The organism is Paenibacillus sp. J22P90 (assembly GCF_059692195.1).
The window spans coordinates 201,621-224,335 of the sequence record NZ_JCAUAY010000005.1; the positions used below are offsets into that span (position 1 = coordinate 201,621).

26 protein-coding genes are annotated in these 22,715 nt (G+C 45.1%); 15 read left to right on the forward strand and 11 right to left on the reverse strand.

Annotated elements, in window-relative coordinates; translation table 11 throughout:
• The first annotated feature begins 21 nt into the window (after window positions 1-21).
• Window positions 22-582 (forward strand): hypothetical protein, encoded by a 561-nt coding sequence (locus AC58UX_RS18315; RefSeq protein WP_497255262.1) that lies wholly within the window; start codon window positions 22-24, stop codon window positions 580-582.
• A gap of 65 nt (window positions 583-647) precedes the next feature.
• On the opposite strand, the gene AC58UX_RS18320 is transcribed toward AC58UX_RS18315, so the two are convergent.
• The gene (locus tag AC58UX_RS18320) at window positions 648-1,073 is read right to left on the reverse strand and encodes a CBS domain-containing protein (protein ID WP_497255264.1); all 426 of its coding nucleotides are present in this window, start codon (window positions 1,071-1,073) and stop codon (window positions 648-650) included.
• Between the two features lie 98 nt (window positions 1,074-1,171).
• Here AC58UX_RS18320 and AC58UX_RS18325 point away from each other — a divergent pair, with 98 nt between their 5' ends.
• Window positions 1,172-1,630 carry a divergent PAP2 family protein gene (locus tag AC58UX_RS18325; RefSeq protein WP_497255266.1) on the forward strand — a complete coding sequence of 153 codons (459 nt, stop codon included), beginning with the start codon at window positions 1,172-1,174 and terminating at the stop codon, window positions 1,628-1,630.
• An 81-nt stretch (window positions 1,631-1,711) separates the two neighbouring features.
• Window positions 1,712-2,149 (forward strand): GNAT family N-acetyltransferase, encoded by a 438-nt coding sequence (locus AC58UX_RS18330; protein ID WP_497255268.1) that lies wholly within the window; start codon window positions 1,712-1,714, stop codon window positions 2,147-2,149.
• Here the strand turns inward: AC58UX_RS18330 and AC58UX_RS18335 are convergent.
• Both AC58UX_RS18335 and AC58UX_RS18340 read right to left on the reverse strand, forming a co-directional pair.
• Entirely contained in the window at window positions 2,146-3,759 is a 1,614-nt protein-coding gene (locus AC58UX_RS18335) for an ATP-binding protein (RefSeq protein WP_497255270.1), read from the reverse strand. The two genes, AC58UX_RS18330 and AC58UX_RS18335, sit on opposite strands and share 4 nt — an antisense overlap.
• 168 nt (window positions 3,760-3,927) lie before the next feature.
• Window positions 3,928-4,680, reverse strand: a complete 753-nt coding sequence (locus tag AC58UX_RS18340) for an MBL fold metallo-hydrolase (protein WP_497255272.1) — start codon at window positions 4,678-4,680, stop codon at window positions 3,928-3,930.
• Window positions 4,681-4,813: 133 nt separating this feature from the next.
• Here AC58UX_RS18340 and AC58UX_RS18345 point away from each other — a divergent pair, with 133 nt between their 5' ends.
• From AC58UX_RS18345 to AC58UX_RS18355, 3 genes are all read left to right on the forward strand, one after another.
• Window positions 4,814-5,707, forward strand: coding sequence for an alpha/beta hydrolase (locus AC58UX_RS18345; protein WP_497255274.1), 894 nt, complete (start codon window positions 4,814-4,816; stop codon window positions 5,705-5,707).
• A 77-nt stretch (window positions 5,708-5,784) separates the two neighbouring features.
• Complete coding sequence (locus AC58UX_RS18350; RefSeq protein ID WP_497255276.1) at window positions 5,785-6,402, forward strand: stalk domain-containing protein; 618 nt, start codon at window positions 5,785-5,787, stop codon at window positions 6,400-6,402.
• An 89-nt stretch (window positions 6,403-6,491) separates the two neighbouring features.
• Complete coding sequence (locus tag AC58UX_RS18355) at window positions 6,492-6,806, forward strand: DUF1292 domain-containing protein (protein WP_497255278.1); 315 nt, start codon at window positions 6,492-6,494, stop codon at window positions 6,804-6,806.
• A 61-nt stretch (window positions 6,807-6,867) separates the two neighbouring features.
• Here the strand turns inward: AC58UX_RS18355 and AC58UX_RS18360 are convergent, their stop codons facing one another.
• Both AC58UX_RS18360 and AC58UX_RS18365 read right to left on the reverse strand, forming a co-directional pair.
• Window positions 6,868-7,287: a DUF1885 family protein gene (locus AC58UX_RS18360; RefSeq protein ID WP_497255280.1), complete on the reverse strand. Its 420-nt coding sequence runs from the start codon at window positions 7,285-7,287 to the stop codon at window positions 6,868-6,870.
• A gap of 83 nt (window positions 7,288-7,370) precedes the next feature.
• On the reverse strand, window positions 7,371-8,840 hold the full coding sequence (locus AC58UX_RS18365; protein WP_497255282.1) for an aminotransferase class I/II-fold pyridoxal phosphate-dependent enzyme: 1,470 nt from the start codon (window positions 8,838-8,840) through the stop codon (window positions 7,371-7,373).
• A gap of 172 nt (window positions 8,841-9,012) precedes the next feature.
• Between AC58UX_RS18365 and AC58UX_RS18370 the strand changes: the two genes are divergently transcribed.
• A complete protein-coding gene (locus AC58UX_RS18370) occupies window positions 9,013-10,260 on the forward strand; it encodes an MFS transporter (protein WP_497255284.1) in 1,248 nt (415 codons plus the stop codon).
• Between the two features lie 33 nt (window positions 10,261-10,293).
• The gene (locus AC58UX_RS18375; protein WP_497255286.1) at window positions 10,294-11,466 is read left to right on the forward strand and encodes an MFS transporter; all 1,173 of its coding nucleotides are present in this window, start codon (window positions 10,294-10,296) and stop codon (window positions 11,464-11,466) included.
• Window positions 11,467-11,537: 71 nt separating this feature from the next.
• Here AC58UX_RS18375 and AC58UX_RS18380 read toward each other — a convergent pair whose 3' ends face one another.
• The 5 genes from AC58UX_RS18380 to AC58UX_RS18400 form a co-directional block, all read right to left on the reverse strand.
• Window positions 11,538-12,194, reverse strand: a complete 657-nt coding sequence (locus tag AC58UX_RS18380; RefSeq protein ID WP_497255288.1) for a TetR/AcrR family transcriptional regulator — start codon at window positions 12,192-12,194, stop codon at window positions 11,538-11,540.
• Window positions 12,195-12,233: 39 nt separating this feature from the next.
• Complete coding sequence (locus tag AC58UX_RS18385) at window positions 12,234-13,265, reverse strand: ABC transporter permease (RefSeq protein ID WP_497255290.1); 1,032 nt, start codon at window positions 13,263-13,265, stop codon at window positions 12,234-12,236.
• Window positions 13,262-13,990 (reverse strand): ABC transporter ATP-binding protein, encoded by a 729-nt coding sequence (locus AC58UX_RS18390; RefSeq protein WP_497255292.1) that lies wholly within the window; start codon window positions 13,988-13,990, stop codon window positions 13,262-13,264. The genes AC58UX_RS18385 and AC58UX_RS18390 overlap by 4 nt, the downstream gene beginning before the upstream one ends.
• Before the next feature lie 164 nt (window positions 13,991-14,154).
• Window positions 14,155-14,838 (reverse strand): hypothetical protein, encoded by a 684-nt coding sequence (locus tag AC58UX_RS18395; RefSeq protein ID WP_497255294.1) that lies wholly within the window; start codon window positions 14,836-14,838, stop codon window positions 14,155-14,157.
• Between the two features lie 111 nt (window positions 14,839-14,949).
• Complete coding sequence (locus tag AC58UX_RS18400) at window positions 14,950-15,588, reverse strand: DUF1054 domain-containing protein (RefSeq protein ID WP_497255296.1); 639 nt, start codon at window positions 15,586-15,588, stop codon at window positions 14,950-14,952.
• A gap of 212 nt (window positions 15,589-15,800) precedes the next feature.
• Here AC58UX_RS18400 and AC58UX_RS18405 point away from each other — a divergent pair, with 212 nt between their 5' ends.
• Entirely contained in the window at window positions 15,801-16,661 is an 861-nt protein-coding gene (locus AC58UX_RS18405; RefSeq protein ID WP_497255298.1) for a stalk domain-containing protein, read from the forward strand.
• 61 nt (window positions 16,662-16,722) lie between these two features.
• Here the strand turns inward: AC58UX_RS18405 and AC58UX_RS18410 are convergent, their stop codons facing one another.
• Complete coding sequence (locus AC58UX_RS18410; RefSeq protein ID WP_497255300.1) at window positions 16,723-16,842, reverse strand: YjcZ family sporulation protein; 120 nt, start codon at window positions 16,840-16,842, stop codon at window positions 16,723-16,725.
• A 188-nt stretch (window positions 16,843-17,030) separates the two neighbouring features.
• Here AC58UX_RS18410 and AC58UX_RS18415 point away from each other — a divergent pair, with 188 nt between their 5' ends.
• The 6 genes from AC58UX_RS18415 to AC58UX_RS18440 all read left to right on the forward strand — a co-directional run bounded on the left by AC58UX_RS18415 (window position 17,031) and on the right by AC58UX_RS18440 (window position 22,702).
• Window positions 17,031-17,261, forward strand: a complete 231-nt coding sequence (locus AC58UX_RS18415; protein WP_497255302.1) for a DUF6953 family protein — start codon at window positions 17,031-17,033, stop codon at window positions 17,259-17,261.
• A 269-nt stretch (window positions 17,262-17,530) separates the two neighbouring features.
• Entirely contained in the window at window positions 17,531-18,127 is a 597-nt protein-coding gene (locus AC58UX_RS18420) for a YkzI domain-containing protein (protein WP_497255304.1), read from the forward strand.
• Between the two features lie 169 nt (window positions 18,128-18,296).
• Window positions 18,297-19,295, forward strand: a complete 999-nt coding sequence (locus AC58UX_RS18425) for a LacI family DNA-binding transcriptional regulator (protein WP_497255306.1) — start codon at window positions 18,297-18,299, stop codon at window positions 19,293-19,295.
• On the forward strand, window positions 19,292-20,281 hold the full coding sequence (locus AC58UX_RS18430) for an N-acetylglucosamine kinase (protein WP_497255308.1): 990 nt from the start codon (window positions 19,292-19,294) through the stop codon (window positions 20,279-20,281). Before AC58UX_RS18425 ends, AC58UX_RS18430 begins: the two co-directional genes overlap by 4 nt.
• A 12-nt stretch (window positions 20,282-20,293) precedes the next feature.
• Window positions 20,294-21,598, forward strand: a complete 1,305-nt coding sequence (locus tag AC58UX_RS18435; RefSeq protein WP_497255942.1) for a 6-phospho-beta-glucosidase — start codon at window positions 20,294-20,296, stop codon at window positions 21,596-21,598.
• A 99-nt stretch (window positions 21,599-21,697) separates the two neighbouring features.
• Window positions 21,698-22,702 (forward strand): LacI family DNA-binding transcriptional regulator, encoded by a 1,005-nt coding sequence (locus tag AC58UX_RS18440; RefSeq protein ID WP_497255310.1) that lies wholly within the window; start codon window positions 21,698-21,700, stop codon window positions 22,700-22,702.
• Window positions 22,703-22,715: the final 13 nt, after the last annotated feature.

A 22,715-nucleotide genomic window follows, 5' to 3' on the forward strand; every position in this document is an offset into this window, starting at 1 on the left:
GGAAGGAAGGGTTTCGACAACATGATCAAAACTCAGGATCTCAAGCTGCAAATGGATGAATTAACGAAACAAAATGATATGGTCTTGATTGAATTAGAACAGGTCAAAAAAATGCTGATCTCAAGCGCTCAGGGTTCTCAAGGCTCTCAAGGTTCTCAGGGTTCTTCAGACTCTCAAAGCGCTCAAAGCGCTCAAGACAGCCAAGGGCAGAATGCCTCCGCAGATAACAGTAATGCCGCGCAAGATCAGTCAGCGTCACAGAATGCCTCTCAAAGCCAAAGCCAAGATCAAAACCAAAATCAAGGCCAAAATCAAGGCCAAAATCAAGGTCAGAACATGAAATCTGGACAATCAGATCAGAAAAATCAGCAAGTAACTGATTTAGCGAATGAGCTTTTGAAAATTAAAGATTTAGTAGTAAAGCTCGAACAAAAGACGTCGCAATACGTGAGCAGTCAGTCCAACGGATCGTTAACCGAGAAAGATGCAGTTAATCTTATTCTGACGCTGATGAATGGGATGGTTGACTGGGCAAGTGAATTTGTATCATCTAAAGCTTCTTCTAATGGCCAATTACAATAGTGACATCATAGAAAAGCAAAAAGGCTGAACGCATTCAGCCTTTTTGCTTTGTAATAAGGAATAAATTAGGACTGTACAGCTTTGGAACGAAAATTCATTTGCTTAGCGCAATACTCGATGATTTCGCTACGTCGAACGATGCCAATAAATTTATCGGAGTCATCGACGACAGGTACGAAGTTTTGGACTTTAGCCAGATCAATCAGATCCACCATATCGGCATGAATATGAACGGGTTTATTTTTAACACGGAGAGGAACCTCTTCCAGTATATGACGGTGAGCATTCTCGAAGCCGATGTGTTCTGAATTTTTGAGAAACCAAAGCAAATCCCCTTCGGTAACTGTTCCAACATAATGACCATCATCGGAAAGGATCGGGACAGCCGTATATCGATGATACTCCATGCGCTCTAATGTTTGTCGCAGAGTTGCTTGTGGAGTCGCGGTTATAACTTCGGATTTAGGTAATAGAAAAAAGGCGATATTCATCAGTCACACTCCTTACAAAGAATCAATGTGTCTAGTATAACAAACTTTGCGCATAGAATCTAAACCTGTGATGGATGCTAGTAGTGAGGTGAACGGAAATGAATCGAGCGCTGTCTACAGCTTTGATCGGAATTGGTGCCGCTCAAGCTATTAAATTACCATTAACTTATGTGTTCAGCAAAAAATGGGACTGGTCACAATTGGTTCAAACAGGTGGTATGCCGAGCTCCCATTCCTGTGGTGTTACGGCATTGGCTACGTATATCGGGATGAAAAGAGGCTTTTCTGCCATAGATTTTGCAGTAAGCTCCGTATTTGGCGCTGTTGTCATGTACGATGCCATGGGCATTCGCAGATCGGCTGGCGAAATTGCAGTTGAAGTGAATGATCTAGATGAACAAGTCGAACGAATTGCTAGGGAGCACCCTGGCATTTATCATGCCAGAAGACGCAAAGCGTTAAAGGAACGACTAGGTCATCTACCTCGGGAAGTAGCTGCAGGCGCCCTATTGGGATTGGCCATCGGTGCTTGCAGCTATTTACTTGAGAAAAAATAATGGCGTAAATGGTGACCATATGGACAACTTTTCCGGAATGGGATAAGATCAAGAAACGATCTTAGAGAGGAAGAAGCCCACATGGAAACGATTCGAGTTACAACAATGGACCAACTGAAAGCTTGCTTTGCTGTCCGATTTAACGTTTTTGTTGACGAACAGCAAGTACCTGCTCATCTAGAAATGGATGAGAAGGACGAGTCACCTGAAGCCTGTCATCATTTTCTCATTCAAGATGGAGAAGTCCCTGTCGGCACATCGAGATGGTACGAATATCAAGAAGCAACAGCCAAATTACAGCGTGTTGCCGTCTTAAAGGACTATAGAGGCCGCTCACTGGGAAAACAGCTCATACTTGCCATGGAACAGCAGGCTCTCGAGCTAGGCTGCCGATATGCAATTCTTGATGCACAATGCCAAGCAGAAGGCTTTTACAGCCAATTAGGCTACAAGGTGATCTCTGAAGAACCATTCTATGATGCAGGCATTCTTCATGTCAGAATGAAGAAAACACTTTAACTTACAGCTACATTATCATTCCCAGATGGCATGCTTGTCGCAAGTGGGAAGGTGAGTATGAATCGTGTGCCGATTCCGAGCTCGCTTTCCACTTCTAGTGTGCCATGGTGATCCTGTACGATTTTATAACAGATCGATAATCCCAGACCAGTACCTGTTTCTTTGGTAGTGAAGAAGGGGTGGAATATTTTCTCTAGCTGGTCACTTGGAATACCAGGACCATTGTCCGCAATGACTAAAGTCGCGTTCTTCTGATCGCGGCTTAATTTCATGTGGATCGAGCCGTTAGATTCCATAGCTTCACAAGCATTTTTCACCATGTTTAACAGCAGCTGCAGCATTTTATCCTGGTCCATAAGCATAAGAACGGAGTAGGTTGACTCATGAAAATGAATTTCATGGCCAGAACTCGTGGCTTCGGATTCAATGAGGGAAATGACTTTCAGAACACATTCATTCAACGAATGAGTTTGAAAGACAGTTTGGTGAGGCTTGGAAAATTGAAGGAACTCCCCGGTTAAATCACTCATCCGATCGATCTCATCCATAATCAATCCATACCAATTTTCAATATTGTAATCGCTTGCTTTTGACAGTTGCAAAAATCCTTTGACTGTGGTTAGGGGGTTCCGAATCTCGTGAGCCATACCGGAAGCAAGTTCTCCGACGACACGCAGTTTTTCTGAGCGTTGCATTTGTTCTTCGCGTTTTAACCAAGATTCACGTTTCTTCATAAATAGATTATGCTCAGCTTGTAAAATAAGATCATCTTTCGTCAAAGCATCTTGTGGAAAGATCGCAATGCCATATGTATTTTGAATGCCAGTCAGCTTCGGAAGCTCCGAATCCAATTTCTGTTGGAAGGATGCTGTAGTTAGAAAATCCCTATGCAGCGGCATAACGACAGCGAATTCATCACCGCCATATCGAGCGATAAACAGAGCGTCTTTAAATAGGATTTGGAGAAGATCGGCCATCTGCTTCAAGACAAAGTTGCCTGCCTGAAAACCGCCTGATGTATTCATGGCTTTTAGGTCTGTACAATCGATTAGAAACAGGACTAGCGGCTGATGAAGTTTAATTTGTTGTTCCAGTCTCCTGTGGCACTCCTCATAGTTGTAAAGGCCGGTTAGTGAGTCTTTTTGTGTTAAAATCTGTTGTTCATTGCGAATGCGATTTATTTTTCCGCCGCGTAAATACGCTGTTCGTGTTAGCAAAGTAATGGCTGAGAAATCAAGAATAGTCGTTAATCCGTACATAGATTCTCGGGATGCAGTATGCGTAATAAAATTCACATTAGACAAATAAATAATCAAACAACCTGCGGTAAGATACCACGCTTTGAACAGATTTTCTTCTTTGTAAATATGCCGAGAAAGCGTTAATAAATATAAGGAGTAGCATAAGCTGGATTGGCCAAGTGCGTGTAAAGAACCAACGAGGAATAGTTGGATCCAAGAACTGGAGGGAAGCGAAGATTGATAACGAACAGACAAGATGTATAGAAAACCAGCTAGTAGAAATAATGGGATGTTCAGTACAGAATGTACGTACAAAGTATATAGGCTATACACCACGACATAAGCATAATAAACCAGATTGATCTTCACCGTATCATCTCCCGCTTAAAAATTTCCGCCGTTCATTCACTCCTTGACAAGTTCTATATTTGTTATAAAATCCCTGCTGTTCACGAAAAAAAAAGAGAAAAAGGGGAGGATTTATCGAAAAAAGCCTCGTGAATAATCATTCTCAAGGCTTGGTCTGGAAATATAGGATTAATCAGAGAATTCAATCGTTTCATGCTTGTGAATAAATGTCATATGACCAGTTTGGCCGATGAAGTCCGGCATGTGATCGCCGTAATGCATCAAATAGATGCGTTTCTGAATGTCTTCTGGAAGGGTGAGGAGTTCGTCTAAAGTTGTATGAACATAACCCGGACCACTCAATTGACAATCGTGAAAAATGGTGTGACAATTTCTTGTGTGTATAATCTCGTTAACGAGTAATTCTCGGTTAAATTGCATATCTGCGCTATAGAATATCCGATGGTTGATAAAAACCGAATAGTTGAGCTTCTGGGCAATATGAAGGGTTGGGATGATTTCAATCGTAAGTTCAGTTGAAATGTCGAAAGGTACGTTCTCTTTTAGAAAAACAACTTCGAAATAATCCTGAAGATGATTGAAGTTTTCATCCGGGTTATAAAGACCGCCCTTAAGGGAATTCTCCCAAAGTATAGCAGCTAATGGCTCAGTTAAATAAAGTTTCACGCGTTTGCGGTTATAATTGTAGAATAAACGAAAGGCCATTTCCTCAAGTCCACCTACATGATCAGCGTGTATATGTGTAATGAGAATACCGTCAATTTGATCTAGCTCCATACCAATTTCGTAAAGTGATTTCGGTATTGTCGGTCCACAATCAATGAGTATAGTAGAGTTCGTTGATCGGATTAATGCACTTGTATTGTAATACAGTTTGGAAAAGGCACTGCCGGTTCCCAACATTTGAATTTGTAAACTCATTCAGCGGCCTCCATGTTTCGACAAAATCCATCTTTTTCTAATGTAACATGGGAGCTTGCTGACTTTCAACCAATATATCATGTCCATAAAATTGGAATAGGTAAGTATTTGAATAGAAGGTGTTGATTTCATTATGAATTGGATTCTTATCGTTGTTATTACACTGTTACTCATTATGTTTGGATTAGTGGGAATATCAACGTTTGTCGGTTGGCAATTAACTCATCCGCAGCGGAAGCTGTTGGACGATGCACCTGAAAATTATAACCTGCAGCGAAGGGATGTTAAATTCCCGAGTCGAACTGGAGAAATGTTAGACGGCTGGTATTTGGAGTCTCCAAGTGTGAAAGCGAATACGATGACGGTTATCATGTCGCATGGTTATGCAGGAACACGGCTGGAGAAGGGGCTTCCTGCTTTGTCATTAGCCCAAGCGCTTGTACGTGCAGGCTATCATGTGCTTATGTTTGATTTTCGAAATTCAGGACTTTCGGAAGGGAAGACAACGACGATTGGTTTGCTTGAAAAAGAGGATATCCTCGGAGCCATCGACTGGGTGAGAACGCAGAGCAGCCAGCCAACCAAAATCACATTACTCGGTTTTTCAATGGGAGGCACATCATCGATCTTGGCTGCAGCGGAAGACACCGATGTTTCAGGTGTCATTACGGATAGTGCTTTTAGTCAATTAAGCCCTTATTTAAAGGAAAATCTACCGGTGTGGTCAAAGCTTCCGCGCATTCCATTCACACCGCTGATTTTATTTATTTTGCCGAAGCTGATCGGGGTTAACCCTCATGCCGTGGATGCTTTAGCCGCTAGCGATCGTGTTGCGCCTAGGCCCATTTTGTTCATTCACAGCAAGGATGATCCGGCGATTCCATATACGAACAGTGTGGAGATGTACAACCGTCATCCAGATGTGTTTGAGCTGTGGCTTACGCAAAAAGCAGGGCATGTAGGCTCCTTTCAGATAGAAACCGAAGCGTATATTCGTCGTGTTTTGAATTTTATCGCAAAATTATAAATTCATCGCAACTCTTCCTAACCATCGGAGTATAAAGATGCAGACAGATGACTAACTAGGTTGGAGGTTAAAGAGAGATGAAAGTTCAGCGCATTTTTACGTTGATGGTTTTGTTCTTTATTTTAAGTACGGCTGCGGTGGTAGCCTCATCGATATGGGGGGAATATAAAGGATATAATATCGCTAGATTAGTCGTAAACAATCAAACGAAGGAATTCGGAGATTCCGATGTTCCGCCGCTTATTGTCGATGGCAAGACGGTGCTACCACTACGTGCGATGAGCGATGCCTTACAGTCATTACTGAAATGGGATGATTCAAGTAAAACAGCTTACTTGTTCAAACCGAACGTACATATGTTTTTTACAACCGAAGTTCGTAAAGATTCAGCGATTGTCCCTTTCGGCGTTGTTGAGCGAGGCAAGCAAGCGGACTTTATCGTTTTCGCTCAAGTAGATAACTTGAAAACGAGCATTAATTCCGTTCGCGTATCCATTGTATCTCCAAGTGGCAGAAACGTGATCACACCTGTAGAGAAATCAATCTCAGATTCCAAAGAGTCGTTCTGGCTGAAGGTTCCATTGTATGGCGTTTCCTTCGATGAAGCGGGCACTTACGTAGTTAAGTTTGCTATGCAGCAAAGTGGAAGTAGCGATTACTCTGTCGTGTCGGAAAAGCAAATTCAATCCGAGTAACCGAAATCGGCATAACTGGTTTGACCTCTTATTATGAAAATGATAGGATATTTAAGTAACTTATTATTTAATGAAATGAGGTTCTGCCTGTGAGCGATGAGAAGCATGATCATGTACACGGCCCGGACTGTGACCACGATCACGACGCGCAAGGGGAAGACGTTTTTATCGTAACGGACGAGAACGGTGTAGAACATGAGATGGTCATGGTATATACCTTCCAATCTCAGGAGCAAGCGTATGCTGTATTACTCGATCGTAATGATCCTGAAGCAGACGGTGTCATTTTCCGTGTTGAAGAAGAGGACGAAGATGCTTTCCTTGTCAACATCGAAGATGAAGAAGAGTGGGAACGTGTAGTAACGATTTACAATGAAATCGTGGCTCAAGAAGGCGAAGAATAAGAGCTATACATAAGAACCCCCTAGCAGAGTGATCTGTTAGGGGGTTTCTGTTTGTAGTTATTCATTTTCTTGGATTGAAATACATGATTCTACCGTTAAAAAGATGAAGTTCAGCTTTCAGAAGTTTGCCCAGATATTTGCAGAATTCGTTGCCCTTGCTTTTGTCACCATGTGTGGAGTTCTCGGGTAAGACGAATTGCACGTACTGGCGTTCCTGCTCTTGGTTTGGTTCAGAACCGACGCCTATCACAATCGTATGATATAAGGGATTGATGCCTTTGAGATAAAACCATTTGCCTTCGCCTTCAGGTTTCGTCTCAATCGTATAAGGGAATCCGGCTTCGTCATACTCCCAACCGAGCTGTTTGGCTGTCTGGCTGAGTTGATCGCGATAATGCAGCAGCTTTTCCTTGATTTCATCCAAGGTAAGTGATGCGACAGTAGATCCTGTTACGAATTTAATATAAGCGCTTTGAGCCATTCCTTGATCACCTCATTCGCAAAACATCATCCATATCATAGCATCATGTAAACGGTTTTACAATATATCCCTCGTGGAACAGACTAGAAGATAGCCTGCGTTTCCACGATTACTTTTACCTGTTGGACACTGCGATCCTCAGGCCCTTTAACCGGCAATCCGACTTCCACATGCTCAACAATATAGTCGATGAGCTCTTGCGTGATAACTTCACCAGGCAGCAAGATCGGGATCCCAGGCGGGTATACATAAATGAACTCTGCGATGATGCGATCAGCCGAATCTTTGAATGGCAAAATTTCTGTTTCTCCATAGAAAGCATCACGCGGTGTCAACGTCAATTGTGGAATCGCTGGCACTTTGATCACAACTTCTTTCACTTCTACAACATCATCATTGATGTGGGATAATTCACGCAAGGCTGTAAGTAATATCTCAACGTTCTCGCGCGTATCACCAGGTGTGAAGAGACAGAGGATGTTGTACATGTCACTCATTTCGACTTCAATATTGTAGTGATCGCGCAGCCAGTTCTCTACTTCGAAGCCCGTGACACCAAGCTTACGCACGTGGACGCAAATTTTGGTAGGATCATAGGCATACGTAGCTTCATCCCCGAGAATTTCTTCCCCGAAGCAATACAGGTTAGGAATTTCGTTAATTTGTTTTCTTGCATAGTGAGCTAGCTCAATCGTGCGTTCTGCCATGTCTCGCCCATTCAGTGCAAGATGTCTGCGAGATGTATCTAAAGAACCGAGTAAAATGTAAGAAGTCGAAGTCGTTGTCAGCATGGAAATAATCGTTTGAATACGTTTCGGATTCACGCGATTTCCTTTGACGTTAAGAACAGAGCTTTGTGTCATAGAGCCGCCAAGCTTATGTACACTCGTCGCAGCCATGTCGGCACCCGCTTCCATCGCGGACATTGGCAGCTTCTCGTGGAAATGAATGAGCACTCCGTGCGCTTCATCCACAAGTACCGGCATGTTGTAGCTGTGGACAAGATCAACGATCTCTTTCAGGTTTGTACATACGCCATAATAGGTTGGATTGATAACTAATACGGCTTTCGCATCGGGATGCTTCTCTAGGGCGCGACGAACGGAACGCGTTGGAATGCCGTGATCAATCCCTAGGTTTTTATCGCGTGCTGGTTGAATAAAGACAGGCTTAGCGCCAACGAAAATAATCGCGGCGAGGACGGATTTATGGACGTTACGCGGTACGATAATTTTATCGCCTTCCGAACATACCGTCATAATCATCGTCATGATCGCTCCGCTCGTGCCTTGCACGGAGAAGAACGTGTGATCCGCGCCAAACGCATGCGCAGCCAGCTTCTGAGCTTCTTCAATGACACCCATTGGCTGATGGAGATCATCTAGCGGTGCTATATTGATGAGATCGATGGACAGGGCGTTGTCGCCAATAAATTCGCGAAACTCCGGGTCCATGCCGACTCCTTTTTTATGGCCAGGAATGTGAAACTGAATTGGATTTTTTTCCGCATGCGCAAGCAATGCAGAGAACAGGGGTGTACGGGTATGATCCACCTGATTATCGCTTCCCTTCTATCGTGGATTGCTTGTCCGCAAGAACGCAACAAACAAAATGAGTATATCAAACTAGAGATTTCATGCAAGTTAATTTTTTCAAATAGTTTGTGCAAATTGGGGTCAAACTAACAGAGAGATGTGCAAATAGGCCCAAAAAAGGAGAAATTCCATGGTTTGGATGCAAAAATGGCGGAAAAATCGGTTGTTTTCCCCATTTGTGATGGAATTGTTAATTATTATGTTCGTCGTCGAATTTGTAAAAGGCGCGTTGCTTTTAACGATTCTGCCGGTGTATATGACAACGAAGCTGGGCGCTTCTGCTTTTATTATTGGATGGACGCTTGCAGCCCAATATATTGGTGATAATGTGTTGCGCACACCTGTAGGTTGGATCATTGATCGCCTTGGCTATCGGTTTACGATGCTAACAGGGGTTTTATTGACTTTCCTATCGGTTATTATCATGGCGATCACTACCCAATATATATGGATGATTGTCGGTTGTGCGCTGCTTGGGTTCGGGACGGCACCTTTATGGCCCTGTGTGATCACGGGAACGACCGAGGTGGCAGGGGATGAGGGCAAAGCTACAATTATGAGTGTTGTTTACATGGCGTGGCTGTCAGGCGTGGGGCTAGGTCCTGTTGCGATTAATTTCTTCGTCGGAGACAATAACTATGCTTTTGCTTTTAAGCTGCTGATTGGATGTATGACATTGGTCGTCCTGGTCGCGCTTATGCTTCCACGGAAGAGTAGTGATCGGTTAGAAGCGGAGGTCGCGAGTAAATCGGAACGGGTAGAAGGTCAGTCTTGGGGGCAAAAAGTATCGACGTATTTAAGCGAGGTCCGCAAATCCATGTCCGTCAGTCCGCTCATGTTTCCGGCCATGTTTGCACAGACTTTCGCGCTTGGGATTCTAACGCCAATTCTTACGCTCTATGCGAAAGAAGTGCTACAGTTAACTTCTTTTCAATACAGCATGTTTTTGATAGCCGGCGGTGCGGTAACCGTTATTTTTCTAGTGCCAATGGGCAAAATGGTAGATCGTATGGGGATTCGCCCCTTTTTACTCATCGGGTTTACGTTAAGCGCAATCGCTTTGCTGCTGTTTACTTTCGTGAAATCGATGGGCATGCTGTACCTCTTGGTGGCGGTGCTAGGTGTGGGGTACGCCTTCATCATTCCCTCGTGGAATGCACTAATCGCATCTGCGATTCCGCCTGAGAAGAGAGGAGCGGTTTGGGGCTTTTTCCTTACCATCGAAGGGCTTGGGATGATTGTAGGTCCGATAGTTTCTGGGAAACTTTGGGATACGTATGGCTATCACGCGCCATTCTTGATGAGTGGATCTGTGCTTGTCTTGCTGCTTGTTCTTCAAATGTTCATTTCCATCCCCAAAAAAGGTATGGTACCATAAGGAAAAAGAATTGGTTTGGAGGCTTAACGCATCATGAATAAACAGATTGGAATCATCATGTTGTTGCTGATGACGATCTTTATCGGATTCGGAATTATTATCCCTGTGCTGCCAGAGGTCGTGAATGGCGCTGGAGCGAAGTTTCATAACGCATTACTCTTATCGGTGTACTCGGCAGCTTCCTTCTTGATGTCTCCGATCTGGGGAGGCTTATCGGATCGAATCGGACGTAGACCTATTATCCTAGTTGGATTACTGGGCTTTAGTGTCAGCTTTCTAATTTTCGGCTTTGCGAACGATCAGCTTTGGATCATGTATGTCTCCCGTATTCTAGGCGGCTTATTCTCAGGTGCGGCAACTGCTTGTGCAGTGGCATATGTAGCGGATATTACGACGGCTGAGAATCGCACCAAAGGGATGGGCATGGTGGGAATGTCGATTGGTTTAGGATTTATCTTCGGACCTGCGGTTGGCGGGATTGTCAGCAAGTGGGGGACCTACACGCCATTCTTCGTAGCTGCGGGACTTTCGTTTGCTTCCTTCCTATTTGCTGCAGCGATCCTCAAAGAATCCCTGACGGCGGACAAGCGCAGATCGTCCAAGGAAAAAGCGCCTTCGCGCTGGACCGCATTTGCCGGTGCATCGAAGTATCTGTATGTGTTGTCGTTTTTCGTCTCGTTCACATTAGCAGGACTTGAAGCCACACTTCAGTATTATCAAATGGACAAAATCGGCGCTACGCCGTTTGACATCGGCATGATGTTCCTCGCGAGCGGCATCGTTGGCGCGTTAATCCAAGGCGGCGTCGTACGCCGCCTGGTGAAGCAAGGTGCCGAACAGTTCGTCATCGGCATCGGATTGTTGCTCTCAGCAGCAGGCTTCTTCCTGCTGCTGTATTCCAGCAGCGTCGTAACCGCTGCGATTTACTTGTCGGTCTTCGGCGCAGGGAACGCGCTGATTAGACCGTGTGTGACGTCGCTGATAACGCAGCGCACGAAGGTTGGACAAGGCGTCGCGACAGGCCTCAGCTCCTCCATGGACAGCCTGGGCCGCATCGCTGGCCCGCTCCTTGGCGGAGCGGTGTTCGCAATCGCGCATTCGCTGCCATTCATCATCGGCGGCGTGCTCTGTCTCGCTGCGATCTTGCTGCTGCAGCGTTTCATTTTGGTTGATCGCCAGACTGCTGCACAGCAGCGAGCGGTGTAAAAAGAAAAGCTGCACATCCGATTCTCCGTTAGGAGAGGGGTGTGCAGCTTTTTTTGTTTTTTGTACCCACGTTAACGCGGCGACAATCCATACATAATGAACTTAATCGTATCGTCGATCTCTCTTTCTTCATCCCAATTCGATTCGGGAACAAGCAGGAAACGGGCAATGAGAAGTCCCATAATGGTGGAGACGATGAGTCGCATTGCGGTAGGCGCAGGAAGATCAATGATTTGACCCTGCCCCTGGAAATGTCGAATCGTTTTATAAGCTTTTTCCAGTACAAGATCCGCAACCTTCTCTTTGAATTGCTCTCGCAGCTCTTTGTGAAAGGGGATTTCATGCATGAAAATTTTAATCACAGGGAAGTGCTTGCGAGCAAATTCTAGTCGATTGACGAGGATGGCGCGTAAGAAATGCTCAACATCCGGATATTCCGCCTCTAGTACCTTCGTAAAATCTTTCACCGCAAATGGCGCAATGAGCTTGGTCATCATTGGGGCTACGATCGAAAGGAGCAGCTCTTTTTTCGTTTTGTAGTGACGAAAGATCGTACCTTCCGCAACACCAGCCTTCTGGGCAATCTCACTCGTAGAGGAGCCTGCAAAACCTTTCTCAGAGAATATCTCCACAGCCGCTTGAACAATCTTAATCTGTTTATCGGTCATTTTCTCATCTTCGTCGTTCAGACGCAGCAGTTCAGTTAACCATGGCTCGATTTCGGACATTGCATTCACCTCTTTGACTAATTCCTAGACATCCATCCATTATATCTTACGATGCTTCTTCAATGCCACAATGTTCAAGACCATAAATACGAGCGTAAATGACGCAAGCACGAGCACGTCCAGCCAGATGCGATCCCAGCCAGCTCCGCGAATCATAATATTCCGTAAGGCGTCAGCTCCGTAATAAAGCGGCATCAAATGACCGATCCAACGAAGGTAAACGGACATCGTATCCAAGCTGAACAAGCCAGAGAAGAATACTTGTGGCACTATGATCAGCGGAATGAATTGAATCATTTGGAATTCATTGTTCGCAAAGGCAGAGATCAATGTTCCTAATGAGAGTGCAGCTAGTGCAAGCAGCAGGGTAATGAGCAGGACATACCAGAAGGAGCCTACCAACATGAGGCCGAGCACGGTAGTTGCAAACCATGCTATGAGTGTAGCTTGTATGGTTGTGAAGATTCCGAAGCCAAGAATATACCCGACGACGATCTCCCATCTGCGCAAAGGTGTCGCAAGCAAGCGTTCCAAGGTTCCGCCAGTACGTTCTCTTAAGAAGGATACACCGGAAAGCAAAAAGACGAAAAAGAAGACAAAGAATCCAATGAGCACTGGTCCAAAATTATCAAATGCGGCCATGTCAGCTGCGCCATGTAAGTACGTAATCGTAGGCGCGAGTGCTGCAGCGGTGCCAGAAGGAGCGGCGTTCTGAAGAGCCTTTTGCAGCAAAAAGAGTACAGCCTTGTTCTTGCTCGGATCACTGCCTTCCAGTGTTAACTGCGGCGTTGTTCCATTCATCGTGATCACCGCGTCTAGGTTGACTTTATCCAGCTCCGATTTGGCTTCTTCTGCGGTGTATACCGTAACTTCCGCGTTTAAATCCTGCAGCTTCTGAATAAGGGGGGCAGGAACATTCACGGCGCCAAGCTTCGGAACGTAGGTGTTGCCATTAAATACGAGTGACATCATGAACAAGATCAGCATAGGCGCAACAAGCATCATCATGAGTGTTCGTTTATCGTGGAAAAATTGGCGAAGAATGCGAATGACTATGGCGCGAATTCTCATGCTCCAGCACCTCCGTATACTAAGAATGCTTCTTCGATTGAAGAGGAGGAGGTAGCTGTTTTTAGCTCCTCAGGTGTACCGATCGCTGTGAGGCTTCCGTCACGAATCATGCCTAGTTGATGGCATTTATCTGCTTCATCCATGACATGAGTGGTCAAGAGGATGGTAGTGCCCTTTTGGCTCAGATTCGTCAGCTCCTGCCAGATCGATTTACGCAAGACAGGGTCAATCCCTACGGTAGGTTCGTCGAGAATGAGGATACTGGGCTCATGAAGTAAGGAAATGGCGAGCGACAATCGACGCTTCATGCCTCCTGAATAGTTGCTGACTTGCTTCTTCAAATGATCGCTTAAATTAACGAGCTCCATAACCGCCTGAATGCGCTGCTTACATTTGGCACCTGTCAGTCCATATAAGGCTGCGAAAAAAGACAGGTTCTCCTGCGCAGTCAATTCGGTGTATAAGGCATCTGATTGTGCCATATAGCCGATTTGCGAGAGCATGGCAAGCTGTGGCATCTTCTGTCCGAGCACGTGCACCTGACCGGATGTAGGGGCGTCAATGCCTGCGATCATCCGCACGAGCGTTGTTTTGCCTGAGCCCGAAGGACCCAGAAGTCCAAAAATTTGCGCACTTGGCACCGTAAGGGAGATGTCCTTCAATACCATTTTTTCACCAAATTGCTTGCTGACCCCTTGCACTTGTATCGATGTGGCTGTTGTCATCGCCTGCACCTCTTTCGGGAAATAGTAAAGTGAGTAATCACTCATTTTTGGATCTAAGCTCATCATACGACAAATTTATGCGGTTGATAAGTGAGTAATCACTCATTTTCCGAAAAAATAATGAGGCATTCCGCAGAATGCCCCTAATCTCATAAATATAAGCGTTACTTTTTCGCTTTTGGTTCCATTTTGTGATCTACCCATTTCTCGATGGAGGGGGTTAATTGATCTTTAATGGATACGACAAGCTTATCCTTGGAAATCCCCTTTGCTTGCGCAATTTCAGCCAGTGATTTACCAGCATGCAATTGCGTGCGAAGTTCATCTTTCGTCATGCCGAGTGATTTGGCAAGCTTTTCTGTGTCAGGCTTTAGCCCAAACTTAGGATGCTTGCCGTGTCCAGGATGGTGAGCGAGCAGGTTCTTCTCATTGAGAATGAACTTCAGATGCTCACCGAGCTTTTGCTTCATGTGATCGCCTTGATCAGATGTAAGTTTGCCGTCTTTCACAGCCGCTTCAATCTTGGTCGTCCGCAATTGTTGGAGCTTAGCCGTTAAATCAGCTTCTGAGATACCTTTTTCGGCTGCGACTTCAACGATGCTCTTACCGCTTTTCAAGGATTTGAACAGGACTTCTTTGTCGACACCAATAATGGTGGCAGATTCTTCAATAATCGGCCATTTCCGTTTGTGATATCCACCTTGTCCTTTTTCATCAGCTTGCTGCAACTGTACGGTTGGTTGCTCGTCTGTATCTGGATTTTGCGCGAGAGCAGTAAGACTTCCGCTCAAAATACAGGTGAGTGCAATAGAACTGATGAGCAACTTTCTCATCTTTGTTGTTTCCATGGAATGCGAGGCCTCCTTTTCCTTTTTATTGGAAGTACAGCACTTAGTCTGCGCAGGAAAGCCTCGCTTTAGTTGAAAATAACCTTAATTTAACATAAATTTTTGCTGAATTTAGAGGGATGGTGTGTCAACGGCGAGCTTGTACAAAGGAAGAAGTTTCTCGAACGTTTGCTCAATCAAACGCTCTAATTCAGCGGGATTAGCTAATATGGGATCATCGGAGCTAAGGTTTCGACCGATGAGCAGTTCTGCTTTTTTGACATCACGGAAGCGGGTAAGCGCGTCGTTCCAACCAGCGGTGTCGAGCTGCGACACAGGGGTTGTATCTTTTTTCATATGGTCAAAAGAAAGAAGGAAATCAGCAGGAATTTCAGCTTGAATCTGCTTTAGATTGTTCATATAGGTCTTCGCGATATTGCCCTTATTCGGAAGCTCATAGATAAGTGCCAGCCAAATAAAAACACGATCATCAAACAAGCCGACCTGAAAGTGAGGGACTTGCTTGTAGCCGCGTTTATGTGGACAAATCGCCATCCACGTGTCAACGGGCGGATTAATTTTACGTCTCAAATGTTTGGCAATATGAAGGAACATTTCAGTTCCGGCTTGCACGGATAATTCGGCAGCTAACGCGTCACCCAACGCTTTGAATTTCGGTTGAATGCGTTCGCGAATGGCAGCCATACGCCCATCTAAGCCTTCAATAGCGAAGGTATCAAAATCGTGCTGTGTAAATCCAGTAAAATTCATTGGAAAGGACCTCATTTCACATCGTGTTCATCCATTTTATAAGCATAGATAGGATTAATCTTAAAGCAATTCAGCTATTCCCGCAATTGAATGCACGCTTGGGAGCATCCAAGTTAGGCCATTAGACCGATTTTTGTCGTATAAAGCAGGGAAATTCAGGAATTTGTCGAATGCATGGAATAACGAGCTAGGTACAAGTCAGGAGGACTACAATGAAGAAGATGCCGAAATGGTCAAAGGTTGCAATTATAGGAACCCTAATGGGGACTTGTTTTGGAGCGGGCGTATATGCTCAGGATGTATTACAGCGAGTCGATGCTTACATTCGTAATGATTTTAAGGTGGTCGTTAATGGGCAGGCCGTTCAGCTTGCGAATCCGCCATTAATTTATAATAATACGAGCTATTTGCCAGTCAAAGAATTAGGCGGCTATTTAAGCGCGGTTGTCAATTGGCAGGAAAGTACGAAAACCATTTTTGTCAATCCGCGGGTAAGCATTAGCCAAGCATCGGATCAAAATCAATCGAGTTATACGGAGATTGTGATGCAATATCCCTACGCGCAAGTGATGGAGTATCGAGGTGCGACTTCACCCGTTCTCTTAAATATGGCGGATCAAACGTATTACCGTTTGGTGGATCTCGATCGTTTGGGCGTCCGTACAGATGCTTTGCGTAAGTCGCAAGAGAAATACACGGGTCAACTCTATGTAAGTGAAACAGAATTGCGTAATGTCTGGGGAAGCCAGCCACCGAAAACGTCCTATTCTAATTATGAGTCGGTGGTCGTAACAGGGGAGACGGATGCGCTGAAATTGAAGGCGATTAAAGGGTATGTCGAGCAATATCGGTATTTTGTTATGGATTCCGTGAGTTACTCGTGGAACCCGATCATTATTGATAAATTGGCGGAAGAAAATACATATAGCTATTTGTTGACTAAAAACGGGCATTATTTCCGCTCGACACTGAAGCTGACACCGAATATGGGCGCTGGCGGTGCAGTGCTCGATTACATGATTGCCAGCTCTTCCATGGAAGACATCGAGGCGGGGAAGACAACGAATAATTAGTTAGATTTGTTGCTAACAAAAAGGGCAGCCCTCAGGGCTGCCCTTTCATATCTGATGAGTATTAGATGACAAATGCGCTAGTGATAATAACTAACAAGATGAAAAGCACCAAAACTGCTGCAGAAGACCCATAACCGCCGCCACAACCAGCACCACCAACACCTGCTACGCCATAACCCATTTCATTCACCCTCTCTTTCTTAAGACTTGTTCATTGACTTTCGAAATAGCATATGGAATTAGGGTCGGATTGGCATGGGCTAAGAACGTTCTCAACAGTGATTGTGCTGGTGTCCCTAGTCGGGTGCGGAATTTGCAAGGATGTGTGATATAATGTTCGAACGCATATGAAGGGAGAATGGTTAGAAGATGACAGCGAACGAGGTAGCAGAATGGATGTTAAATGAGTTGAAATCGGCGGGAATCTTGTATCAAAAGGATGCCGTGGACTATATTCTTAAGCATTATGGGGAATCCTTTATTTATGTCAATGACAATGGCAATCAAGCGATTTCCAAAGAAGTGAAGAAAATCTTTAAGAAATTGCACGGCGGCAAGGCGGCTTGGGAACGCGATGGATTTTTCTGGGGCTGGCATTAAATTCATACTTGAGGACAAAACATGGGCTGTAGCTGATGGCAAACAGGCATCGGCTTTTTTGATTTCACAGGAGTAAGCCGCTATATTCCTGGACATAAGCACTTGTCCAGTAAGGACGGCTAAGCCTTATAATTTGTGCGCTTTCTTTTAAAAAAATATCCATAATCCAAGTTGCTAAAACATAGAATTCATAATAAGATAACTGTAAGAACACAAGTTGTCTGAATATTTAAATAAATGAATATGCGCCAATTATGGAGGGGATTGCCGTGAGTAAGAGTCATGAAGTGGAGTATTGCAACCTAGAGTTACGATTTGATCGCCGGCTAATCCGGAACTTCATTAAAGCACTCATTCAAGAAGGCTACTCGCTGTACTGGAATGAAAGTGAACTTCAGTTTATCATTTCTATTCGAACAGGACGGAAGCTGATTAAGCTGAAATTCGAACGAATTGGCGAGAAGTATAAGATTGTTGGTAATTATTCATTTAAGGATGAGAAGCTCGCTGAGATGATGGAGAAGCTGATCGGGGATACACGCGGTCATGCTGTTGTTAAAAGATTTAAGGATCGGCAAATTCTCATTGAGAATATTATGTTCGGAGAAATTATCCGCATGGTGGAAATTAGCGGAATCGAGCATAAGGTGCTGTATCAGAAGGAGCCTGCTGTGACCGTAGAAGAAGTCATGCAAGCACTAAGATCGAAGAGAACGGATGAACGCATCCCTATTTTACGAATGGAACTTGATTACGAACTAGCGACACTGCAAGATGCAATCTCCTCCGGGGATACGAAAGCCGCAATGGAAAGTAAGGTCAAATTAATTGAATTGAGACAAGAAATGCTGCTATTGGAGATGTGAGAATGAATAGTGTGCTGGGATGAAAGAGAGCCTGTATGCAAGTTATACGGGACTCTCTTTTATGTTTTTAGAGGGGGCGAGGCTTGTTTAATCAAGAAGCTTCGGATATAATTATTTCATAAAAGTTAAAGCGCTTAAACTTTCGTTATTTTTCACAGGAGCTGAAGCTATGAAAGTCAGTATATTTGATGTAGCGAAGAAAAGTGGTCTTTCTGTGGTTACGGTTTCCCGCGTCATTAATCAAGCGGGCACGGTGCGCGAAGGCAATCGGCAGAAGGTGCTGCAAGCGATGAAGGAGCTGGATTATCAGCCGAATGCGGCGGCTCGCAGCTTAGCTAGAGGCAAGACTGGCATCATCGGTGTGGCCATCTCCAATCTGAATGATTCATTTTTCGATGCCGTCGTCAAGGAAATGAATGACCGCTTGGCAGAACGAGGCTACTTTTTGGCCTTATCCATTTCAACCGATGTGTTCGCTTCATTCGAGAAATCATTGTTTCAAGAAGATCGTGTGGATGGACTCATTGTAGTTTCCCCAACAAATGAAGAGGCCTATGTGGCTGAAATAAGAAAAAAGAAAATCCCATTTGTATTGATCGACAATCAGCAAACGCATCAATCCGTCTCCTCGATCATTGTCGATAATTTCAAAGGCGGCTACGAGGCAACTAAGCATCTAATTGAGCTTGGACATACAGAAATCGCGCATATCCGAGGTCCTCAGCCGTTCTTAAGTAGTGCTGAGCGGGAACGCGGGTACATTCAAGCCATGCAGGAAGCGGGCTTGCACGAGCTCTGGATACAACCTGGGGAGTTCAGCATATTCTCTGGCTATGAGATTGCAGATAGCTGGATCCGAAGTGAGAAGCTACCCACTGCTGTATTTGCGGCAGATGATTTCATTGCCCTTGGTTTGATGGATGCTTTTAAGACAGTGGGGTACCAAATCCCGCAGGATATCTCGATCATAGGATTCGATGATCAAATTTTCGCCTCGGAGTTCCGACCGCATTTAACAACCGTACGTCAGCCTGCTAGCGAGCTTGGACGTTCGGCCGTAGACGAATTAATGCGTTGGATTGACGGTGAAACGGAAACCCATCAAACGATCAAGTTGATACCAGAGCTAGTGGTTAGACAATCTACAGCAAGGAGACATCAGAGATGACTTATTATTTAGGCGTAGACGCCGGTGGAAGTAAAACGTATACCCTTGTTACTGATGCCAAAGGCCGTGTGATTGGCAAAGGGTATAGTGGAAATGGCAATCACCAACTAGGTGTTGATCGTGCGCGGAGCAACATTATGAGTTCAGTCGAAATGGCTTTGCAAGCCGCGGGATTAACGCGCGAGGAGATTACGTTTGCCTTTTTTGGATTAGCGGGTGCGGATCGGCCGATCGATTATGATATTCTTCGTCCGCTCATAAAAGAGCTTGGATTTTCCAAATATGAGATCGATTGCGATACGATGATTGCACTTCGTGCTGGGACCTCACAGCCATTCGGTGTGGTGCTCATTTGCGGATCCGGAACGAATAGCGCAGGGAAGAATCGCCAAGGAACCTTTTATCAGTGCGGAGGCTTTACATATCAGTTCGGAGATTTTGGTGGAGGCGGGACATTGGCGGTTGAAGCGTTTCGTTCAGTGATTCGAGCTTGGGATGGCCGTGAGCGTCCGACATTGTTGACGGATTTGGTGTTAAAGGAACTTGGCTATTCCAAGGTGGAAGACATGTTTAATGACTTCATGGACAACGAAAAGCCGATACCGCTGCATTTGACGAAGCTGCTATTTGAAGCAGCGAAGCATGAGGACGAAGTCGCCTGCCGTATTTTGCAGGTACAAGGGGAAGAGCTTGGCAAGTCTGCCACAGCGGTGATTACCAGGCTTGGGATGCAGGATGAACAATTCGATGTCGTCCTTGCGGGAAGTGTGGTAACAAGAGGTGACGGTCCTTATGTTCACAAATTTATTGAACAAGCGGTTCATCAGATCGCACCTAAAGCTACTGTTGCTAAATTAAGTGTAGAACCGGTCGTAGGCGCTGTTTGGCTCGCGATGGAAGCAGAGGGACAGGCTTTATGCCATGAAGCTTATACCAATCTCAAGACAGCTTCCAATTATGAAGAAATAACAACAAACGAGAGATAGGACGTGAGTGTAATGAAAGGTGCCTTGAAAATCGCAATTATTGGTGGAGGTTCATCCTACACACCCGAAATCGTAGAGGGATTCATTAATAATTATGAGCAGCTTCCTGTCAAGGAGCTTTGGTTTGTTGATGTTAAAGCGGGAAAACATAAGCTTGAAATCGTTGGTAATCTGGCGAAACGTATGATCGAAAAGTCAGGCTTGCCTATTGATGTCTATCTTACTCTAGATCGCCGAGAAGCGATTAAAGATGCAGACTTTGTGAGCACACAGATGCGTGTGGGTTTGTTGGAGGCTCGCAAGTGGGATGAGCATATTCCGAACAAATATGGAGTCATTGGCCAGGAAACGACGGGGCCAGGCGGGATGATGAAAGCGCTCCGGACCATTCCTGTGCTCCTAGATATTTGTAAAGATATTGAGGAGCTTAGCCCGAATGCTTGGCTTTTGAATTTTACGAATCCAGCGGGTATGGTCACAGAGGCGATTCATAAACATTCGAAGGTAAAAAGCATTGGCTTGTGTAATGCGCCAATCGGCTTGCATAAGTGGCTGATGAACAAATATAGCGTAGAACAGAATCAGATTTATACCGAGTTCGTGGGTTTAAATCATCTTCATTGGGTAACAAGAGCTGAGATTAACGGCGAAGATAAATTGAGTGAGCTGTTGGACAAAAGAGAAGAATACAGCGGTAAAAATGTTCCCGCCAGCGAGTGGGATGCAGATTTCCTGCGCTCACTTGAAGCGCTGCCTTCCTATTATCTGAAGTACTTCTACATGACAGATGCTATGCTCGAGGAGCAGCTTGCGTCGATGAAAGAGAACGGGACGCGCGCCGAAGTTGTGAAACGCGTAGAGGATGAGCTGTTCGAGCTGTATCAAAATCCAGATTTACAAGAGAAACCTAAGCAACTGGAAAAACGCGGCGGCGCTTATTATTCTGAAGCAGCGGTGAATCTGATGATCTCGCTCTACAACGATCGACGAGATATTCAGACGCTGAACGTCAGCAATAATGGCATTATTGACTTCCTGCCTAACGATGCTTGCATCGAAGTCAACTGCGTCGTGACAGGTCAAGGTCCCGTGCCTATGGGATTAACCAAGGTCCCTGAGCATGTGAAAGGGCTTATCCACGCGGTTAAAACCTATGAGCGTTTGACGATTGAAGCGGCAGTTACGGGTAGTCGGGATCTTGTTCTTCAGGCACTCGTTCACCATCCGCTAGTGCCATCCGTGTCTGTCGCTAAAACGTTGATGGATGAAATGCTGGAGCAGAATCGTCCGTATTTACCTGCCTTTTTCAATGCCTAGTACATGAAAGACTCCCTGAGAAGGGAGTTTTTTTGCGTCTTAAAAAGACTATTGTTAACGTGTGCATAGATGTGATATGCTTCAGATAGAGGTGAAGGCATGAGCGTAACCATTAAGGATATTGCGAAGCTGGCGGGTGTATCGCACACGACGGTTTCCAGAGCGCTGAACAATAGTCCGCTCATCCAGGAGGAGACGAAGGAGCGTATTCGCCTCATTGCTGAAGAGTTGGATTACACGCCGAATTATAATGCAAAGAGTCTGGTGCTTGATCGTTCGTATAACTTAGGGCTATTCTTCACCACACTAAGCAATGGAACTTCTGCTGGCTTTTTCTATGAAGCTATTCGAGGCGTCAACTCGGTCATTCGAGATCGTTATCAGCTGATTGTCAAAGGTATAGATGATTACACCAGCTTTCATTCCATCACGAAGAAAAGCTTCGATGGCATCATCATCGTCAGCCAAAGCGATGACGATCAACCGATCATTGAGCACATTGCGAATAAAGGGATTCCGCTCGTCGTATTGAATCGGCCTGTGGACACAGCAGGTGTTCTGAATGTTCTTTCTGATGAAGAACAGGGGGCTTTTCATGCAGGCGCTTTCCTTGTAAACCAAGGACATACGAAAATCGCCTTAATCGAAGGTCGGAAAGGGTTTAAATCCGCGCAAAATCGAAAGGATGGCTTCGAAAGGGCCATGGGGCATTACGGCATATCGGTTCCACCTGCGTACCGCATGCCTGGATTGTATGATTTGGAGAGCGGCCATAAGGCGATGCAGAGTTTCCTGAAGCTTACTGAGAGACCGACAGCCGTTTTTTGCTGCAATGATGAGATGGCGCTGGGAGCCATTAAAGCTGTGTTTGAAGCCGGCTTACAAGTCCCCAAGGATATTTCCGTTGTTGGCTTTGATGATACGGTTTTCGCAGCATATGTAACCCCTGCCTTAACGACTGTACGTCGTCCGATTGAACAAATTAGCAAAGAAGGCGCATTGCGTCTCCTAGGTAATATAGAAAACAAATTGAATGAAACTGAGCAATTGCTCTTGCGAACAGAGCTAATTGTTCGGGAATCCGTGCAACTATTACATGCATAAGGAAAGTGGGAGA

Excerpts from the sequence above, each read along its gene's own strand:
- AC58UX_RS18315 (WP_497255262.1), top strand. The coding sequence starts at position 22 with ATGATCAAAACTCAGGATCTCAAGCTGCAAATGGATGAATTAACGAAA.
- AC58UX_RS18320 (WP_497255264.1), bottom strand. The coding sequence starts at position 1,073 with ATGAATATCGCCTTTTTTCTATTACCTAAATCCGAAGTTATAACCGCG.
- AC58UX_RS18325 (WP_497255266.1), top strand. The coding sequence starts at position 1,172 with ATGAATCGAGCGCTGTCTACAGCTTTGATCGGAATTGGTGCCGCTCAA.
- AC58UX_RS18330 (WP_497255268.1), top strand. The coding sequence starts at position 1,712 with ATGGAAACGATTCGAGTTACAACAATGGACCAACTGAAAGCTTGCTTT.
- AC58UX_RS18340 (WP_497255272.1), bottom strand. The coding sequence starts at position 4,680 with ATGAGTTTACAAATTCAAATGTTGGGAACCGGCAGTGCCTTTTCCAAA.
- AC58UX_RS18345 (WP_497255274.1), top strand. The coding sequence starts at position 4,814 with ATGAATTGGATTCTTATCGTTGTTATTACACTGTTACTCATTATGTTT.
- AC58UX_RS18350 (WP_497255276.1), top strand. The coding sequence starts at position 5,785 with ATGAAAGTTCAGCGCATTTTTACGTTGATGGTTTTGTTCTTTATTTTA.
- AC58UX_RS18360 (WP_497255280.1), bottom strand. The coding sequence starts at position 7,287 with ATGGCTCAAAGCGCTTATATTAAATTCGTAACAGGATCTACTGTCGCA.
- AC58UX_RS18370 (WP_497255284.1), top strand. The coding sequence starts at position 9,013 with ATGGTTTGGATGCAAAAATGGCGGAAAAATCGGTTGTTTTCCCCATTT.
- AC58UX_RS18375 (WP_497255286.1), top strand. The coding sequence starts at position 10,294 with ATGAATAAACAGATTGGAATCATCATGTTGTTGCTGATGACGATCTTT.
- AC58UX_RS18380 (WP_497255288.1), bottom strand. The coding sequence starts at position 12,194 with ATGTCCGAAATCGAGCCATGGTTAACTGAACTGCTGCGTCTGAACGAC.
- AC58UX_RS18385 (WP_497255290.1), bottom strand. The coding sequence starts at position 13,265 with ATGAGAATTCGCGCCATAGTCATTCGCATTCTTCGCCAATTTTTCCAC.
- AC58UX_RS18390 (WP_497255292.1), bottom strand. The coding sequence starts at position 13,990 with ATGACAACAGCCACATCGATACAAGTGCAAGGGGTCAGCAAGCAATTT.
- AC58UX_RS18395 (WP_497255294.1), bottom strand. The coding sequence starts at position 14,838 with ATGGAAACAACAAAGATGAGAAAGTTGCTCATCAGTTCTATTGCACTC.
- AC58UX_RS18400 (WP_497255296.1), bottom strand. The coding sequence starts at position 15,588 with ATGAATTTTACTGGATTTACACAGCACGATTTTGATACCTTCGCTATT.
- AC58UX_RS18405 (WP_497255298.1), top strand. The coding sequence starts at position 15,801 with ATGAAGAAGATGCCGAAATGGTCAAAGGTTGCAATTATAGGAACCCTA.
- AC58UX_RS18410 (WP_497255300.1), bottom strand. The coding sequence starts at position 16,842 with ATGGGTTATGGCGTAGCAGGTGTTGGTGGTGCTGGTTGTGGCGGCGGT.
- AC58UX_RS18415 (WP_497255302.1), top strand. The coding sequence starts at position 17,031 with ATGACAGCGAACGAGGTAGCAGAATGGATGTTAAATGAGTTGAAATCG.
- AC58UX_RS18425 (WP_497255306.1), top strand. The coding sequence starts at position 18,297 with ATGAAAGTCAGTATATTTGATGTAGCGAAGAAAAGTGGTCTTTCTGTG.
- AC58UX_RS18430 (WP_497255308.1), top strand. The coding sequence starts at position 19,292 with ATGACTTATTATTTAGGCGTAGACGCCGGTGGAAGTAAAACGTATACC.
- AC58UX_RS18435 (WP_497255942.1), top strand. The coding sequence starts at position 20,294 with ATGAAAGGTGCCTTGAAAATCGCAATTATTGGTGGAGGTTCATCCTAC.
- AC58UX_RS18440 (WP_497255310.1), top strand. The coding sequence starts at position 21,698 with ATGAGCGTAACCATTAAGGATATTGCGAAGCTGGCGGGTGTATCGCAC.